At 68.1% G+C, this 15,239-nt stretch carries 18 protein-coding genes; 11 read left to right on the forward strand and 7 right to left on the reverse strand.

Going from position 1 to position 15,239, the window contains the following annotated elements; translation table 11 throughout:
* The first annotated feature begins 65 nt into the window (after positions 1-65).
* From ACSMTC_RS35485 to ACSMTC_RS35515, 7 genes are read left to right on the forward strand one after another with little or no spacing between them, the layout of a single operon-like run.
* Positions 66-500 (forward strand): gas vesicle structural protein GvpA, encoded by a 435-nt coding sequence (locus ACSMTC_RS35485; RefSeq protein ID WP_436563843.1) that lies wholly within the window; start codon positions 66-68, stop codon positions 498-500.
* Positions 501-502: 2 nt separating this feature from the next.
* The gene (locus ACSMTC_RS35490) at positions 503-1,216 is read left to right on the forward strand and encodes a GvpL/GvpF family gas vesicle protein (protein WP_436563844.1); all 714 of its coding nucleotides are present in this window, start codon (positions 503-505) and stop codon (positions 1,214-1,216) included.
* A gap of 11 nt (positions 1,217-1,227) precedes the next feature.
* On the forward strand, positions 1,228-1,476 hold the full coding sequence (locus ACSMTC_RS35495; RefSeq protein ID WP_436563845.1) for a gas vesicle protein GvpG: 249 nt from the start codon (positions 1,228-1,230) through the stop codon (positions 1,474-1,476).
* A 40-nt stretch (positions 1,477-1,516) separates the two neighbouring features.
* Positions 1,517-1,963 (forward strand): gas vesicle protein, encoded by a 447-nt coding sequence (locus ACSMTC_RS35500; protein WP_436563846.1) that lies wholly within the window; start codon positions 1,517-1,519, stop codon positions 1,961-1,963.
* Complete coding sequence (locus ACSMTC_RS35505; protein WP_436563847.1) at positions 1,960-2,742, forward strand: GvpL/GvpF family gas vesicle protein; 783 nt, start codon at positions 1,960-1,962, stop codon at positions 2,740-2,742. Before ACSMTC_RS35500 ends, ACSMTC_RS35505 begins: the two co-directional genes overlap by 4 nt.
* Positions 2,739-2,981, forward strand: a complete 243-nt coding sequence (locus ACSMTC_RS35510; RefSeq protein ID WP_436563848.1) for a gas vesicle protein — start codon at positions 2,739-2,741, stop codon at positions 2,979-2,981. The genes ACSMTC_RS35505 and ACSMTC_RS35510 overlap by 4 nt, the downstream gene beginning before the upstream one ends.
* Positions 2,978-3,382 carry a gas vesicle protein K gene (locus ACSMTC_RS35515; protein WP_436563849.1) on the forward strand — a complete coding sequence of 135 codons (405 nt, stop codon included), beginning with the start codon at positions 2,978-2,980 and terminating at the stop codon, positions 3,380-3,382. The genes ACSMTC_RS35510 and ACSMTC_RS35515 overlap by 4 nt, the downstream gene beginning before the upstream one ends.
* A gap of 148 nt (positions 3,383-3,530) precedes the next feature.
* Here the strand turns inward: ACSMTC_RS35515 and ACSMTC_RS35520 are convergent, their stop codons facing one another.
* The 3 genes from ACSMTC_RS35520 to ACSMTC_RS35530 form a co-directional block, all read right to left on the reverse strand.
* Entirely contained in the window at positions 3,531-4,562 is a 1,032-nt protein-coding gene (locus ACSMTC_RS35520; RefSeq protein WP_436563850.1) for a YihY/virulence factor BrkB family protein, read from the reverse strand.
* A gap of 128 nt (positions 4,563-4,690) precedes the next feature.
* Entirely contained in the window at positions 4,691-6,325 is a 1,635-nt protein-coding gene (locus ACSMTC_RS35525; protein ID WP_436563851.1) for a phytoene desaturase family protein, read from the reverse strand.
* The gene (locus ACSMTC_RS35530) at positions 6,322-6,825 is read right to left on the reverse strand and encodes an SRPBCC family protein (protein ID WP_436563852.1); all 504 of its coding nucleotides are present in this window, start codon (positions 6,823-6,825) and stop codon (positions 6,322-6,324) included. The genes ACSMTC_RS35525 and ACSMTC_RS35530 overlap by 4 nt, the downstream gene beginning before the upstream one ends.
* Before the next feature lie 355 nt (positions 6,826-7,180).
* On the opposite strand from ACSMTC_RS35530, the gene ACSMTC_RS35535 reads away from it, so the two are divergent.
* Positions 7,181-7,741, forward strand: coding sequence for a hemerythrin domain-containing protein (locus ACSMTC_RS35535; protein WP_436563853.1), 561 nt, complete (start codon positions 7,181-7,183; stop codon positions 7,739-7,741).
* A 449-nt stretch (positions 7,742-8,190) separates the two neighbouring features.
* Here ACSMTC_RS35535 and ACSMTC_RS35540 read toward each other — a convergent pair whose 3' ends face one another.
* The 4 genes from ACSMTC_RS35540 to ACSMTC_RS35555 all read right to left on the reverse strand — a co-directional run bounded on the left by ACSMTC_RS35540 (position 8,191) and on the right by ACSMTC_RS35555 (position 12,534).
* Positions 8,191-8,550 carry an antibiotic biosynthesis monooxygenase family protein gene (locus tag ACSMTC_RS35540; RefSeq protein WP_436563854.1) on the reverse strand — a complete coding sequence of 120 codons (360 nt, stop codon included), beginning with the start codon at positions 8,548-8,550 and terminating at the stop codon, positions 8,191-8,193.
* Positions 8,551-8,670: 120 nt separating this feature from the next.
* Complete coding sequence (locus ACSMTC_RS35545) at positions 8,671-10,353, reverse strand: WD40 repeat domain-containing protein (RefSeq protein WP_436563855.1); 1,683 nt, start codon at positions 10,351-10,353, stop codon at positions 8,671-8,673.
* Between the two features lie 194 nt (positions 10,354-10,547).
* Positions 10,548-11,306: a formylglycine-generating enzyme family protein gene (locus tag ACSMTC_RS35550; RefSeq protein ID WP_436563856.1), complete on the reverse strand. Its 759-nt coding sequence runs from the start codon at positions 11,304-11,306 to the stop codon at positions 10,548-10,550.
* 235 nt (positions 11,307-11,541) lie between these two features.
* Positions 11,542-12,534 carry a LuxR C-terminal-related transcriptional regulator gene (locus ACSMTC_RS35555; RefSeq protein WP_436563857.1) on the reverse strand — a complete coding sequence of 331 codons (993 nt, stop codon included), beginning with the start codon at positions 12,532-12,534 and terminating at the stop codon, positions 11,542-11,544.
* Between the two features lie 128 nt (positions 12,535-12,662).
* Here ACSMTC_RS35555 and ACSMTC_RS35560 point away from each other — a divergent pair, with 128 nt between their 5' ends.
* From ACSMTC_RS35560 to ACSMTC_RS35570, 3 genes are all read left to right on the forward strand, one after another.
* Positions 12,663-12,830, forward strand: coding sequence for a hypothetical protein (locus ACSMTC_RS35560; protein ID WP_436563858.1), 168 nt, complete (start codon positions 12,663-12,665; stop codon positions 12,828-12,830).
* 62 nt (positions 12,831-12,892) lie between these two features.
* Positions 12,893-14,089 (forward strand): ATP-grasp domain-containing protein, encoded by a 1,197-nt coding sequence (locus tag ACSMTC_RS35565; protein WP_436563859.1) that lies wholly within the window; start codon positions 12,893-12,895, stop codon positions 14,087-14,089.
* A 20-nt stretch (positions 14,090-14,109) separates the two neighbouring features.
* Positions 14,110-15,204 (forward strand): peptidogalycan biosysnthesis protein, encoded by a 1,095-nt coding sequence (locus ACSMTC_RS35570; RefSeq protein WP_436563860.1) that lies wholly within the window; start codon positions 14,110-14,112, stop codon positions 15,202-15,204.
* Positions 15,205-15,239: the final 35 nt, after the last annotated feature.

Consider the following 15,239-nt stretch of genomic DNA (forward strand, 5'->3'; position numbering starts at 1 on the left):
CCAGCTTCTCGGACCAGGTGAGACATCCGCTCCCGCCGCAGCGGCGGGCACGGAAGGGAGGCGCCATGACTGTGGTGCCGCAAAGCACAGGCAGTGTTTCCAGGAGCGGGAGCACCGCAAATCTCTACGACATCCTCGAACTGATCCTGGACCGCGGGCTCGTCATCGACGTCTTCATTCGCGTGTCCCTGGTCGGCATCGAACTGCTCAAGATCGATGTTCGGATCGTCGTCGCCAGCGTGGACACCTACCTGCGCTTCGCCGAAGCCTGCAACCGCCTGGACCTGGAGGCCGGCCGTAAGGCGCCGGCCCAGCTCACCGACGTCGTCGGACAAATCACCGAAGGCGGAGCGCGCGGCAAGAGCAAGGGCGCACTCAGCGGAGCCGTCGAGGCCATCACCGACTCCCTGCAGCGGGGGAGCGACCGCGACGACGACAGAGAACCCGAGCCGAAACGCGAAAGGTCCGTGCGCCGACCCGTTAGGCGGCGTGAGGAGTGACCATGGCCGTCTACGTATACTCCATCACCGCCGCCGGCCACCCCCAACACCTGGACGGCCTCACCGGTGTGGGAGACCCGCCAGCCCAGCTGCGCATCGTGCGCGCCGGACCGCTGTCCGCGATCGTCAGCGACACTTCCGAGGACCTGCGACCGAAACGCCGCGACCTCCTGGCCCACCAAACCGTCCAGGAACGGCTGATGGCCGACGGTACCGTTCTTCCTCTGAGATTCGGCCTCACCGCCGGCGACGACGACGCCGTACGGGAAGTGCTCGAACAACACTGCGACGAGTACACCCAGCGATTGGCAGCGTTGGACGACTGTGCCGAGTACCACCTCAAGGTTTCCATCGATGAGGACGTGCTGCTGCGTCAGGTCCTTGCGGAATCCGGCGACGCCAGACGTCTCAACGATGACATAAAAGCCGGCAACAGCAACCCGGACCTGCCTCTGGCCCTCGGCGAGCTCGTCGTCAAGGAAGTTCAGGCCCGTCACCAGGCCATGGGTGCAGGAATCACCGAATCGCTGCGCCCCCACGTCCGCGAGGAACGAATGTCCGAGCCGACCGGCGGTGACTTCCTGAACATCTCCTTTCTGGTGGACGGAGAGAACCGAGAGCGGTTCCTCTCCGCTGAAAAGGACCTCACTGACGAGCTCGGAGAGGTATTCAACTTCCGGCTGTACGGCCCGCTTCCCGCCTACAGCTTCGTCTAGGAAGGAATTCCATGGGACTGTTCACCGAGATCCTCGCTCTACCAGTCGCTCCCGTGCGCGGCACGATATGGGTACTGGAACGCGTAGTCGAAGCGGCCGAAGACGAGTACTACGACCCCGTGCCCATCCAACAGGAACTCGTTGCACTCGAAAATGCACTCCTGGCAGGAGACATCGACGAAGAAACCTTCAACCAGCGGGAAGACGAACTGCTGGACCGGCTCGACGAAATCAGAGCCCACAAGCACAACGACATGTGACCACATCCAACGCACCGTCAGGGAGATGAGGTGAGAGGCCGTGACTGAACCCATCGCCAACCGCCTCAGTTCGCTTCCCTCCCGGGCTGCACCACCCTATGGTCAGTCCTCGGCCAATCTCGCCGACATTCTGGAACGAGTCCTCGACAAGGGTGTCGTCATCGCCGGCGATATCCAGATCAACCTCCTCGATATCGAACTGCTCACCATCAAACTGCGCCTGTTGATCGCTTCTGTGGACAAGGCCAAGGAGATGGGCATCGACTGGTGGGAGCACGACCCCTCCCTTTCCTCCCGCGCCAGTGGTGAGTCCTCGCTGGAGGACGAGAACCGGCGCCTGCGTGCACAGATCAAGGCTCTTCGCAACGGTGCGGCCGCTCTGCCGTCGGCGGAGGACATCGATGAGCGTTCCACGGCTGTCAGTCGTCTTTCCCACGTGAAGCGAACGGAGCCCCGGCCCCGGCCCACCACAGGAGATGAGTCATGACCGCCGGCTCGCTCACCTACACGTATGCCGTCGCACAGAACGCCGACGCCCTGCGGCAGACCGTGGACGGCCTCGTCGGCGTCAGCGGTGCCCCAGTGCACCTCGTGCACACCGCTCATGGCGGCGTGGTGGCCGCCGTGAGCCAGGTACCGGAGGAAGACTTCGACGAGGCCGCGCTCAGCCGCCATCTTGAGGACCTCGAGTGGCTGGAGGCACTCGCCCGCGCCCACCACCGCGTCATCGAGGCGATCGCGGCGTGCACCACTGTCCTCCCGCTGCGCCTGGCGACGGTGTACCTCGACGACAACCGGGTGCGGGCCGTGCTCGACAACCGGTGGGACGTGTTCCTCGGCCAGCTCTGCCGTCTGGCCGGTCACGTGGAGTGGGGCGTCAAGCTCTACATCGACGCGCCGCCGATCGCACCCACACCGAGCCCGGACCTCAGCCCGGGACGTGCCTACCTGCGCCAACGCCGGGCGGAGAAGGACTCGCGCCAGGATGCCTTCCGGGCGGCCGAGCGTGCCGCTGAGCGTATCGAGGCTGTGGCCCGTGTCTATGCCGTCGACCGAGTCCGCCACCGGCCCCAGGAAGGAGAACTGGCAGTCGGACCGGGTGTGAACGTCTGCAACGACGCCTACCTCGTGCCACTGGACCGGGCGGATTCGTTCCGGGCCGACATCCTGCACTCGACCGAGAGTCTGGCCGGAGTCCGCGTCGACGTCACGGGGCCGTGGGTGCCCTACTCCTTCGCCGCTCTGCAGGAGGAGGGAGCGCCATGACGACGACCGACTTCCTGCCCGCCCGGCCCGAGACGGCCGTGCCGCAACGCCAGGTCGCGCTCATTGACCTGCTGGACCGGCTGCTCAGCGGCGGTGTGGTCCTCACCGGTGACCTCGTGCTGTCCATCGCGGACATCGACCTCGTGCGTATCTCGCTGCGCGCGCTGATCGTGTCCGTCAGTGAGCACAATCCCGCCCCCCAGGCGCTCAGCGCCCCGTCGCGGAGACGACAGCCATGACCGGTGAAGCCCGCCAATCTCCCAGCCGCTTCGAAGAGGTGGCGCAGGCGGCTGCTCGCGCCTTCCGCCTCCTGCCGGCCACACCGCAGAGCCTCCCCACAGACCCCGGAAGTCCACATGAGCGGCTGCGAAGGATCACCACGAACCCGGAAACGGTCGAACGGGACCTGATGAAACTCGTCCTCACCGTCGTCGAACTCCTGCGCCAGCTCATGGAGCGCCAAGCCCTCCACCGCGTCGAGACCGGCGAACTCAGCGAAGAGCAGGAGGAGACGCTCGGAGCCACCCTCATGGCCCTCCACGACCGAATGAGTGACCTCTGCGCGCGATACGACCTGACCATGCAGGACCTCAATCTGGACCTGGGCCCCCTCGGCACCCTGCTTCCACCTCCTGACTAGAAGCGGTGGGCCCGCGCAGCTCTCACTCCGGCACTGATGGGGAAGACCGTAGATTCCTGGACACCCGCAGCGATCCCGACGGGCAATCAGCTCTGTTCTCCTGGCCGTTGACGTTACCCGTATCCGGTACGGGCGATGCGGCGGAGGGTCAGCGAGGGGGCTCCTCTGCCCGATCGGTGGCAGCGGGAGGCGGAGCAGGTGCGGCCGGTAGGTCGAGCGGCTGTCGGTCGGCCTCGGCGCTGAAGGTCACCTCGACCGTCTCCTCCGGTCGGCGTTCCTCCATCTTCGCGAGCAGGGCGAACGCGTCCTTGTCCTGCGACGTGAAAGGCGGCTGGGTCATAGAACGCGGCCACAGCCGGTAGCGCAGGACGACGTTGATCTCCGCCGCCAGGAGGGTCAGTCGAGCTCCGGTGAACACCCAGGTCAGCAGGCCGATCACGATCGCGAAGAAGCCGTACACGTCGGCGGCGTGGCTGATGACGTGGCGGACGTACACGTTCCCCACCGCCTGCAGCACTTCCCAGAACGCGGTGGCGACCGCCACCCCGATGAGCACGTCCCGCACCCGTACGGTGGCAGCGGTGAGCATCGTGAAGGCAGCCAGGAAGACACCGAAGTTAACGATCGTTGACGCGACCCAGGTCCACGCGCCGGCCAGCGGCCCGAATCTGGGCGCGAATCCGACCAGGGCGCTCGACAGCAGAACCCCGAGCCCCAGGACCACGAGGATCGCGAATCCTCGCACCCGACGGCCTACGAATCCCGGCCACTCCTTGAAAGGCACGTTCCACACCGTGTTCATGGCGTTCTGCGCGGCCTGACCGACCCCCTGCGCGCCGTAGAGCGCCCCGGCCAGGCCGACCGCGAGCGCCAGGGGACTGCCCTGCATCGGGTGCGCCGCGTTGCGCAACTGGCTACCGATGATCGGGAAGTCGGCCAGCGCGGAATTGACCAGTCGCTGTTGCAGAGCGGGATCCCCGTTCAGGACGAAACCGAGGATGGTGGAGAAGACCAGGAGCAGAGGAAAGATCGCGAAAAGCCCGTAGTAGGCGATGATGGTGGCTTTGCCGCCAGCCTGATCGTTGCCGAACTTCTGAATGACCGCGAACGGTATCCCAGCTACGGCATGGCGCTGCTGGAAGCGGTCGATCCGGCGCACAAAGACTTCCACACGATTCATCGGCCCTCCCGAACACTCCGGCAGGCTCCCTATCCATATCCATCCTGTGCCCGTGACGGCGACAGGCAACCCGCACTGTGCGGCACTGTCTCCTCACCCGTCACCCGTCACCCGTTACCCGTTACCCGTCACCCGTTACCCGGGCCGGACAGTACACGCTGCGCAGCCGACAGTACGGGGCTGAGCAGTCGGCCGGTCACCGGATACTGCCCGCGTAGCGCCGCCCGGGCCGCGTTCGCGCCGCACGCTCCGTGCACGCCTCCACCGGGGTGGGCGGACGAGGACGCCAGATAGAGTCCCTTCACGGGGGTCTCGGGTCGACCGGTGCCGGGCACAGGTCGCAATACGGCTTGCTGATGGGCAGCAGCGGTACCACCGTTGATGGCTCCGCCGACCAGATTCCCGTCCAGCGACTCCAGCACCGGTGGGGTGAGCACGCGCCGCCCGACCACCCGCTTGCGGAAGCCTGGAGCAAACCGTTCCACCTGCTGCTCCATCCGCCGGGCGAAGGCATCGCTCTCGCGTTCGTCCCAGCGGCCGCTGATGCCCTCCGCTCCGAGGTCGTCCAGGACGCGCTGTGGGACATGGGTGTACATCCACGCGGACTCGGTGCCCGTCGGTGACCGGGTATGGTCCGCAGTGGTCATCTGACCGAGCAGCCCGAACGGCCGGGCCGGGATCCGGCCGCTGGCCACCTGGAGCGCGTAGTCGCTCAACTCCGCCAAGTCCGCGCCCAGGTGGACGGTGCCGGCCCGGGCCGCATCCGTCGCGGTCCACGGGATCGGACCGTCCAGCGCCCAGTCGACCTTGACCGTGGAGAAGTCCCACTGGAACCGTCGAAGATCGTCACGAAACCGGTCCGGCAGATGCTCCTCGCCGACCAGTCGGCCGTAGAGCTGCGGGGCGGACACGTCGGCGAGGACAGCACGGCGCGCCACCACGCCGTCGCCGTCCGCGGTCCGCACGCCGACCGCGCGGCCCGAGCGCACGACGACCTCGGTAACCCGGGCGTTGCAGTGAACCCGGCCGCCGTGGGCCTGCAGCCGGCGCACCAGCGCGCCGCTCAGTGCCGAGGCGCCGCCTACCGGCACCGGCCAGCCGTACTGCTGCCCCAGCATGGCCATCAGCCAACCGAACAGGCCGCTGCCCGGGGACTCCGGCAGAAAGTCGGCGTGCAGCGCGCAGCCGGCCAGGAGCAGTCCTGGGCCGGCCTCGGCGAACTCCTCCTGGGCCAGTCGCCGCACCGGCAGCGCTGCGAACCGGGCGAAGCGCAGCCCGCCCGCGGCGCGCAGCCGGGCGACGAGCGCGAGGCCGGCGCGTACGGGCGGGAACGGCGCGAACATCGCCCGGATCAGCCAGGGATCCAGCTCGCGCCACGTCTGTGACAGCCGCTGCCATGCATGAGCATCCCGTGCGCCGAAGACGCGTTCGAACACCTCGGTGTTCGCCGCCTCGCCGCGATGAAGCAGCGCACACCGGCCCTCGAGCAACGGGTGCGCAAGCACCAGCGGAGCGTGGCTCCAGGCCAGTCCGTACTCCGACAGATGGAGTCCCTCGATCACCGGTGAGGCCGCCGCCAGCGGATAGAAGGAGCTGAACAGGTCGTTGACATAGTCGGGATGGACACCGCGGTCGCTGCGCACGGCGCCGCCCGGGCGGTCCTGGGCCTCCAGGACCTCCACCTGCCAGCCCGCGTCCGCGAGCACGTTCGCCGCGACCAGGCCGTTCGGTCCGGCACCGATGACGACGGCGTCGTCGGTCATGCCGCGCCTCCTGGGGTGGAGGCCGTGGTCTGCCGCGGGTGCTCCCGGGCCGGTGCAACGGTGCCAGGTGACGTCTCCTCCACCGCCCGGGACAGGCGGGCCAGCATCCGGCGGTGGCGCAGGTGGAGCAGCAGGTCGGTCGGCGCTATGTGGAGGCCCCCACCGACACCCCGCAGCGGATGCTCGTCCACGATGACGACCGTGTCCGTACCCCAGGGCACCAGCTCGACAGCGATCCGCGCGCTGCCCAGCGGGCCGGCATACGCTTCGAGCTCCAGGCGGCGCAACGGCTCGCAGATCCGCACGACGGTGCGGCCGCTCAACCGGAACGGCCCTGCTGCCAGCGTGTAGTGCAGGCTGGCGTCGACATCGGGCCAGTCTCCGCCGCTCGGCCGGGTTCGCCTCGTCCCGGGTACCCAGGTCGCGTACCGCGTCGGATCGCCGAGCACCCGCCACACCTGATCCGGCGGTCGCTTGATCAGCACGTGTCTGACGGCCATGACGTCCTCCTCTTCGCCACGACTTGGTCCGGCCGCCCACGTCAGTGGTGATCTCGGGTAACCGGCCCATCCAGGCGGCTGCCCGGCAAGTCCGTTTTCACACCGGGCGGACGCCGCTCATGCGCGAGGACGCCGTCTGCGCGCCACGCCGCATCAGCTCCGGCAGCGAATCGGAGATCCGGGCTGCCCGCGGACGATCCTGGCGTCCGGAGTCTTGGGAACCGGTGGCGGTCGGGCTGCTCCGGGTTCTGGAGGCGAACGGTCGGTACCTGTTCCCAGGATGACGAAAGTTAGCCCGGACACAATGTGGGCAGGCGCCAAGGGCGAGACGTGGACTAATCGAGGAGTACCGGCCATGGGCAACGGAGGAGACATCCTTGAGGAACTGACCGCGGATCACCGAGGTGTGGAGGTCCAGTTCAGCCGTATCTCCGGTCTTCCTCTCGGCGACGACGAGCGAAAGGAGATCATCGACAAGGTGACCACCGCGCTGGTCCGTCACTCGGTAGTGGAGGAGACCCATCTCTACCCCGTGGTCCGTCGCGTTCTGCCGGACGGTGACGCCATCGTCCGTGAGGAACTGGCGGACCATGCCGGCGTGGAGGATCTGCTGTGGCAACTCTCGAGACTCAGCGCCACCTCCGCAGGTTTCGATCGCCTGGGCGCCCGCTTGGCCGAGCAGGTGACCGGCCATGCGCACGCGGAAGAAGCCCAACTGTTCCCAGCTCTCCGCGGGACTGTGGAGGCCGACGAACTGGAGAGCCTGGGGGCGATGGCAAGGGATACCAAGGAGAGAGCCAGGACCCGGCCTCGACCACACCTCGGGGCGGCTCCGCCGGACCGCCTTCCGCCACCGGAGCTGGGAGTGATGGACCGCGTTCGGGACCGCTTGCACGGGCCTTCCACAGGCCGCTGAGAACGCATGAGCAGCCGAGGTGTGGTCCGGCGGGTGCTCCGATCACGTGGCACCACCCGGTCGCGGTGGCGTCAGGCCGCCGTGCGGTACTGTCATGGGCTGCTCCAGGGAAAGGCTGTGCAGCCTGCGTCGGATGTGTCCTCACGCTGCTGCGGCTATCGGGGCCGCGTAGCGGGCCGGGTCCGCGAGTGCGCTGCCGTCCAGAGACGATGGGGAGGACGGCGTCGGTGCGTCGGCCGCCGGCTTCGGCGCAGGCCTCGTTGGAGTAGCCGGCGGCCTGGCCGTCGTGGCCCCACATGGCGCACGGGAAGAGGATCTTGCGCAGCCCCGGCCCATAGCCGTTCCCGGTCGACTGTGCCGGGTTTTCGGGAACGGTGGTCGTCATCTCGTCGAGCTGGGCGGCGGGAAGCAGCTTGCCGCTCAGCAGGCCTGGGTGGTCGACAGCACCCTCATCGGATCTGCGCCCGACCGACTTCGCCGTCCACCAACAGCCCGACGGGAAGCAGCCCCGCATCGTCCAGGAGATCTCCCACAATGGTGAACTCCTCGGACGGCAGCTCTTCCGTGATCGCTCCGTGCATCAGCCGGAACCCGATCGGGTCCACCCGGTAGTGATCCCGATAGGCGAGCCGGTCCGACTCGTGATGCCAGCGGGCGTAGGACATGTAGGTGCCGTCGGGGGAGCGGTGCAGCCGTGAGCCCAGGCTGCCGAACTCCTTCTGGACCCGGATCGAGAGCCGCTCCCAGCCTTCTTGGAAGGCGGCCTCCTCGCCTGGGTGCACGCGCCAGCGGTAGACAGCGGCAAACATCGTGTACTCCGTTCTTCTGGCCAGAGTGCGTATTCTCGCGCCTTCGCGCGGACCGGACAGCCGACGGCTCCCAAGCGCACGTGGGCACCCCCGGGAGCCGCCGGGTGGGGCGGTGGCGGGTCAGCCGGTGATCGAGTAGACGGTGCCGTCGTACGACCCGGCGAGGAAGCGATCGGCGGTGGCGTCCCAGTGGAGCGACGAGATGCCCGCAGTGGTGGGGCGCTGGACGGCCGACCAGGTCCGAGACGCCGTGTTGTACACCGCGACCAGACCGTTGTACGCGCCGGTGGCGACCAGCAGGCCGTCATCGGAGGCCGCGACGCACTTGATCGAGTGGTCGTGCGGGGTGTCCAGCGTGGTCGCGGTGTAACCCTCCCAGAGGCGGAGTTTGAGATCCCGGCTGACGCTCGCGAAGGAGCCCAGCGCGCCAAGCGCTGCGCAGCCGTTGGCGATCTTGTCGTGGGCGGCGTCGGCCCGGTGCTGGAGCTCGAGCGTGTCAGTGGAGAACCAGGCGGCGGCGGCGTCTGCGGATACCGCGAAAATCCTCCCTCCGGAGGCGGCCACGCCCTTCACGGCGTTCTCATGGAGCTCAAGGGTGGCTTCGTGGACCACGGTCCCGTCGCTCCGGACAGAGAAGACCAGCCCTTCGCCGGTGTATGCGCCGAGGACGACATGCGGGATGCCGTCCCGCTCGAAGGCGGCACCGCAGTTGAGCGGCGAACGGTGGCGGTACAGCACCTCACCGGTCAGTGCGTCGAAGACGACGCCCATCTGACCTCCGGTCAGCACCCTGTCGCCGACCTGGACCAGGAAGTTGCACAGACTGCCGACCTCGGTGTGTGGCACACCGTCGCTCCACAGGAGCCCGGCGTCCCCGATGGTGAGCGTCCTGCCGTCCACGGTGGCGACGGCGTTCACACCGGGGGTCGCCTCGATGCCGTCCAGGTTCCAGGTGTCAGACGGAATGTCATACGTCGCGTAGGACGAGCCGAAGGTCGCGAAGATCAGCGTCGACTCGTTGAGGAAGGCGCAGGACCGGGGCCAGATGTCGGAGGGCAGGGAGGAGGAGCCCGCCGGGGTGAGCCCGTCACGGGTGTCCCACAGGCGCAGCGTGCGGTCGTAGCTGAGGCTGACCAGAATCCGGAGGGCCGCGTTGTAGACGAGGCGTTTGATCCCGGCCTCGTGCGCCGGCTCGGTGCTGGTCCCCGAGGCGTGGACCGTGATGATCTCCCCGTCGTCGTTGCCGGCGTAAATGGTGCCGTCACGGGTGATGGCGACGGTATCGGTCTCCACACCCTGCAGGTCGATCTCGGAGATCAGTCCTCCGGTCCGGAGCGACCAGCGCTTGATGGTGCCATCGTCGCTGGAGGAGATCAGTTCATCGCGTTGGGCGTCCCATTCGGCCGAAATCACGTCGGCGGTGTGTCCGGTGAACACCGCCTTCAGCGCGCCGGTGAAGTCGTACACGCGCACGTTGTGGTCACGGGAGGCGGTGGCGATGAGTTCCTTGTGCGGATGGAAGACCGACATCTCCACGTCGTCCCGCTGGTCGGCGAGCACGGCGACCAGCTTGAGATCCGGCACGGTCCACAGGCGTGCCGTGTAGTCGCTGGACGAACTCAGCAGGAAGCGGCCGTCAGGGCTGAAGGCGGCCTGGTTGGCCAGGTGGTCGTGGGTGACCCGGGCTATCGGACTCTTGGTCGGCGCCTCCCAGAGAATGAGCTGGTTGTCGTAGCCCGCGGTGGCAACGTACATGTCGTTGAACGCGGCAACGCCGCTGATCGGTCCGCGGTGGCGCATCATGAGGTAGGACCTCCAGGTTGGTTATGTGTCCGCGTGGGCGGCCCTGACGTCCAGGTGCCGCTGCTTGTGCGGGTTGGCTCGGGCCCCGGCGTCGATGGCGCGCACCCTCGCACCGCGAGCGCCTGGCCGCGCGGCATCGGCGGGGTTGCCGGAGCCGGATGCGAAGCCTTGACCGGCTCCTGGCCGGGACCCCGTCAGCGGGTGACGGACAGTCGGAACCCGACGAAGGCGGGCGCCTGGTAGACGCCGTGCCGGCGGGCGCAGCGCCCGGCGTCGCGACAGTGGTTCCAGCCTCCGCCGCGGGTGACGAAACGGCTCAGCGCGTGCGTCTCCTCGACCGGTACCTCCGGTCCGCCACCCGGGTACGGGTGGTACTCCGTAGCGGTCCACTCGTCGAGGTTGCCCGCCATGTCGAGCAGGCCGAAGGCGCTGGCTCCCTTGGGGTAGCTGCCGACCGGGGCGGTGGTGCCAAGGCTGTGGCGGTCCATGTTGGCATGGTTGGGAGTGAAGTGATCGCCCCACGGGTACTCCCGCAGGTCCGCTCCGCGAGCGGCGCGCTCCCACTGCTCCTCGGAGGGCAGGGTGATCTCAAGTCCCGACCGCTCTGCCAGCCATGCCGCGAACGCGACGGCGTCGTCGTGACCGGCAACGGCCGGGTGGTCGTCGGCCGCGATGGGCTGCCAGGCGTATCCGGTGCGCCGGGTGAACTCGCGCATCTGAGCGTTGGTCACCAGGTGCGTGGTGATGAGGAAGGCCGCGACCTGGCGTACGTGGCGCGGTGTCTCCTTCACGAACCAGGCCCTGCGCACGTCCAAGTCCGGCAAGCCGGCAAGAACCTCGTCGATCTCGTCCAGCGGTGTTCCCATCGCTACCTGGCCGGCGGGGACGTCAGTCCAAGCGAACCAGTCCATGACGGTCGGGCCGCTGCCGGAGAACTTCACTGTCGGGTCCATCGTCGCTCCTGGGTGTACGTCTGGCTGCTGCGATGTCAGGGATTCCTGAATTCGGCAGCCCGGGAACCAGACCCTGGTAGTGGCGGATTCCTCTTCGGTCGGTGAACGCTTCGACTCCGACCGAGCGCCATCCTGTGGGGTATCAACCTCCCGTTCAAAGATCTGCTGAACTGCGCACATGTACATTTCTTAGTTGTGAAGCCGAGACAGATCTTTACAGAAGTGGACAATAGCCTCACCTGTTAAGCAATCCCGACTTCGCGAGCACGTAGCCCAACTGCGCACGGCTGTTGGTGCCCAACTGCTTCGAGACCTTGCGGACGTGCTCGACCACACTGCGCCGGCTCATGCCGAGCCGGCGCGCGATGACGTCGTCCGTCTCACCCGCGACGACGTGGGTGAGGATGGCGCTCTGGATGTCGGACAGCACGGATGCCACGTGGCGCTGCTGCTCCTCGCGCGCGGCCGGATCCAGCGGCGTGGCACGTTCCCACATGTGATCGAACATCAGGACCAGGTACCGGATGAGGCCGGGATGCCGGATCTCCAGTGCCGCGCTGCTGCGGATCTCGCCCACCGGAATGAAGGCGACCTCCCGGTCGATGACGATGAGCCGCTCGAAGACCTCCGGGACGGTTCGGACCTCGGCCCCCGCGGTGGTGACGCGCTGCGCATAAGCGAGCGTCGGCTGGTGGAAGCGCACGGTGTGCTGATAGAGGGTCCTGCGGCGCACCCCCCGATCCGCGAAGGCCTGCTCGCGGGCGACCGCCTCTTCCAGGACCTCGACGGGGCGACCCCCGCCCGGCTGCGCCGTCAGCAACTCACTGCGACACGCCAGGGCGGCCGCGTCCAGGGCCCGGTCGATCACGGGCTTGCCGGAGAGCAGGCTGATGTCGATCCGATTGCCGGCCTGGAACTGCGCGTACACGCTCTCGTACACCGACAGGGCCGCCCGTACGGTGGCTCGCCGACGCTTGATCTCGGCGAGCTGGTCGTCCAGCGGCTGCAGGGAGGCCAACGCCCCGACGGTGGGCGGCAGAGCCTGCGACAGTCCGGGCACGTCGTCGCGCTCCACCATCATGCCGAGAGCAGCCAGGCACGGCGGCACGTCGCTGGTCCGAATTCCCTCACCGGCCAGCGCGCGCTCGTAGCACTCCAGCGCCTCTATACAGATGCCATCGCTCTGCGGGCAATTGTCCGTTTCTAAACAGGTCTGTGTCGGCTTCACAACTAAGAAATGTACATGTGCGCAGTTCAGAAGCTCTTTGAACATGACATTGATACGCCACAGGATGGCGATCGGTCGGAGTCAAAGCGTTCACCGGCCCGAGAAGCAGAGCAGAGGGAAGAGCCGTGATGAAGTCTCGAACCCGCACCTTTGTCGTCGTCCTCGCGTTCGGGGTGTTCGCCGTGCTCGCCGGGGTCACCGCCGAGCAGGCCACCACCCGTCCGCCGCACGTGCATGTCCTGATGGACATGGGCTGGAACGAGGCCCACGGCACAGCCCGGGTTGCCACCTCGTGAAGGGCACCCTGGTCCGTTTCGGGAGCCCGCGTCGGCTCGGCCGTCCGCTATGGCGATCTGCGGTGCACACAGCGACCTCCCTCGGCATGGAGGTGCTCGTCGTCGCCCCCGACGACCCCGAGCTGCTGCGCGAGGCGCGCGCCGTCGGCGCGCAGCAGCACTGGCTCCTGCCCGCGACAGGCCCGGCGGATCCGGCAGGCGTGGCAGCTGTGGCCGACCGGGCGTGCGCTGTCCTGACACGCTCGGCCGCACCTGTGGTGATCACAGCCGAGCCCGATTCAGCGGCGCTGGAAGCCGCCTGCCTCACCGAAGCGGCCGGACGCTACGACGCAGCGGCCACGCGGCTCCTGCTGGACAAGGGGGCAACCCGGGCCTTGGCCATGGAGACCGGGGTCCGCGTCGCTCCAGGCGCGGTCTGGAGTTCGGAGGCGGGCCGGGAGCGCGGAGCCGAAGCGGTGCGACGGCTGGGCGAAAGCTCAACCGCCGGTGTCGTGGTCAAGGGGGCCCTGGCCTGGGCCGGCCAGCAGCAGGCGCGCGTCGGCACCGGTGCCGAGGCCCTGGCGGCCGCCCGGGAGCTCGGCCGTCGCTACGGCACGCACGTCGTGGTCGAGGAGTTCGTCGCGGGAGTCGAGTGCTCGCTGGAGACCGTGCGGTTCGCCGACGGCACCTGCCACGCCACCGGCTGGAGCGTCAAAGGACGTACCGACGACGACCGGCACCCGCTTCACCGGCCCCGAGTCGCGCCCGCCTGCGCGCCGCCCGTCCGCCTCCTCCAGGCGGCCGAGGCCATGCTCGCCGCAGCGAACTACCAGGGCATCGCGGACTTCGACCTGGTCTGCACCGACGACGGCGATGTCGTGGTGCTCGAATGCAATCCGCGGACCTCGTGGGCAACGCTGCTGCACTGGACCAGTCGGGGCTTCTCCTCCGTCGACTGCGCGCTTGCGAGCGGCCCCCCTGCCGGAGCGGCCGTGCCGATGCTGGCCGCCGAGTTCATGCTGCCCGACGACGAGTCGGCTTCGGCCGCTGTCGCGGCCGTGGCCGAGGCCGGTGGCTGGGTGCACCCGGTCGTCGAGGGATATCGAGCGCGCGGCTTCGTCCGAGCTGCCGATGCCGACGCCCTGGCCGCCTTGGCCGTGTCCCTGGAACGCACGGGCGCGATCTCGCTCGTACCGCACCTGCAGGCCGCGGAGACGGCGCGGAAGCTGGTGGCCGGCTTCGGCGACTCTTCGGAGCGGAAGCCGGTGGGCGTGGCATGAAGGTCACCGTCACACGCAGCTTGGACGACGTCGATGCGGACGCCTGGGACCGGATCGCCGGCGACGCGGGCTTCTACCTGAGCCACCGCTGGTTGCGCCACGAGGAGGACAGCACCACCGCCACGGCCCGCTATGTCCTGGTGACTGATACGAATGCCCGGCTCGTGGCCGCGACCCCCGTCTACCTCGTGGAATCCGAGCTCAACCCCGGCTATCGGCCACATGAGCAGCTCACCGGGGTCGCTGAGGCGAAGCCTCTCGTGGTGGCCGGGGCTCGACGCGGTTACCACAACTCTCCGCTCCTCGACTCCGAACTCGCTCCGGAAGACCGCGCCGACTGCCTCCGGCTCCTGGTGCAGACCGTCGAGGAACTCGTCCATGCGTACGAGGCCGAACAAGCGTGGTGGCTGTACGTCCGCGACGAGGTCGCCGCGGAGTTGAAGGCGGCTACCGGAGCCGAAGTCGCGCACCTGCAGAAGCTGGATGCGGCTATCGCTCTGCCCGGCGCGGACTTCGATTCCTACCTGCGCTCCCTGCCGAGCAAGCGCCGCGTCGTCATCTCCAGGGAACGGCGGCGCTTTTGCGAGGCCGGCTACGAGGTGCGCCGACTGAAACTCTCCGAGTGCTGGCAGGAGACGGGCGGACTGCTGGCCGAACTGCAGGGCAAGTACGGCCACTCCGCGGCTCCCGAGCCGATGCGGCGACTGCTGCGCGCCCAGGCCGAAGGCTTGGGCGACACGGGAACCGTCATCGGATGCTTCCTCGGGGAGCACATGGTCGGCTTCAGCCTCTGCTACGAGTTCGCGGGCACGTGCTGGATCCGCGCCACCGGATTCGACTACGACCGGCTCCACGGTGCCGCTGAGTACTTCTCACTGGTCTTCTACGAGCCGATCCAGGACGCATACCGCTCACAGGGGTTGCGCCGGCTCCATCTGGGCACCTCGTCCTCCCGGGCCAAGGCGCTGCGCGGGGCACAACTCTCACCCCTGTGGGCGATTCCGAACAACCGTGGGTACGGTGGCGCACCCGCCCCGGTCGTCTCGGCCAATCGGCGACTGGCCGGGACCTGGGAGGCCGAACTCGGCCACTACGCCCCGGTGATCACCATCTGACCTTCCCTAAGCCGCACGTCACCTCTTGAAGTCCG

It is taken from the genome of Kitasatospora sp. HPM-01-4 (assembly GCF_051374625.1).
Lineage (GTDB): Bacteria > Actinomycetota > Actinomycetes > Streptomycetales > Streptomycetaceae > Kitasatospora.

Excerpts from the sequence above, each read along its gene's own strand:
- ACSMTC_RS35530 (WP_436563852.1), bottom strand. The coding sequence starts at position 6,825 with ATGGCCGTCAGACACGTGCTGATCAAGCGACCGCCGGATCAGGTGTGG.
- ACSMTC_RS35540 (WP_436563854.1), bottom strand. The coding sequence starts at position 8,550 with ATGTTTGCCGCTGTCTACCGCTGGCGCGTGCACCCAGGCGAGGAGGCC.
- ACSMTC_RS35525 (WP_436563851.1), bottom strand. The coding sequence starts at position 6,325 with ATGACCGACGACGCCGTCGTCATCGGTGCCGGACCGAACGGCCTGGTC.
- ACSMTC_RS35550 (WP_436563856.1), bottom strand. The coding sequence starts at position 11,306 with ATGGACCCGACAGTGAAGTTCTCCGGCAGCGGCCCGACCGTCATGGAC.
- ACSMTC_RS35560 (WP_436563858.1), top strand. The coding sequence starts at position 12,663 with ATGAAGTCTCGAACCCGCACCTTTGTCGTCGTCCTCGCGTTCGGGGTG.
- ACSMTC_RS35485 (WP_436563843.1), top strand. The coding sequence starts at position 66 with ATGACTGTGGTGCCGCAAAGCACAGGCAGTGTTTCCAGGAGCGGGAGC.
- ACSMTC_RS35535 (WP_436563853.1), top strand. The coding sequence starts at position 7,181 with ATGGGCAACGGAGGAGACATCCTTGAGGAACTGACCGCGGATCACCGA.
- ACSMTC_RS35505 (WP_436563847.1), top strand. The coding sequence starts at position 1,960 with ATGACCGCCGGCTCGCTCACCTACACGTATGCCGTCGCACAGAACGCC.
- ACSMTC_RS35510 (WP_436563848.1), top strand. The coding sequence starts at position 2,739 with ATGACGACGACCGACTTCCTGCCCGCCCGGCCCGAGACGGCCGTGCCG.
- ACSMTC_RS35515 (WP_436563849.1), top strand. The coding sequence starts at position 2,978 with ATGACCGGTGAAGCCCGCCAATCTCCCAGCCGCTTCGAAGAGGTGGCG.
- ACSMTC_RS35495 (WP_436563845.1), top strand. The coding sequence starts at position 1,228 with ATGGGACTGTTCACCGAGATCCTCGCTCTACCAGTCGCTCCCGTGCGC.
- ACSMTC_RS35545 (WP_436563855.1), bottom strand. The coding sequence starts at position 10,353 with ATGATGCGCCACCGCGGACCGATCAGCGGCGTTGCCGCGTTCAACGAC.
- ACSMTC_RS35490 (WP_436563844.1), top strand. The coding sequence starts at position 503 with ATGGCCGTCTACGTATACTCCATCACCGCCGCCGGCCACCCCCAACAC.
- ACSMTC_RS35520 (WP_436563850.1), bottom strand. The coding sequence starts at position 4,562 with ATGAATCGTGTGGAAGTCTTTGTGCGCCGGATCGACCGCTTCCAGCAG.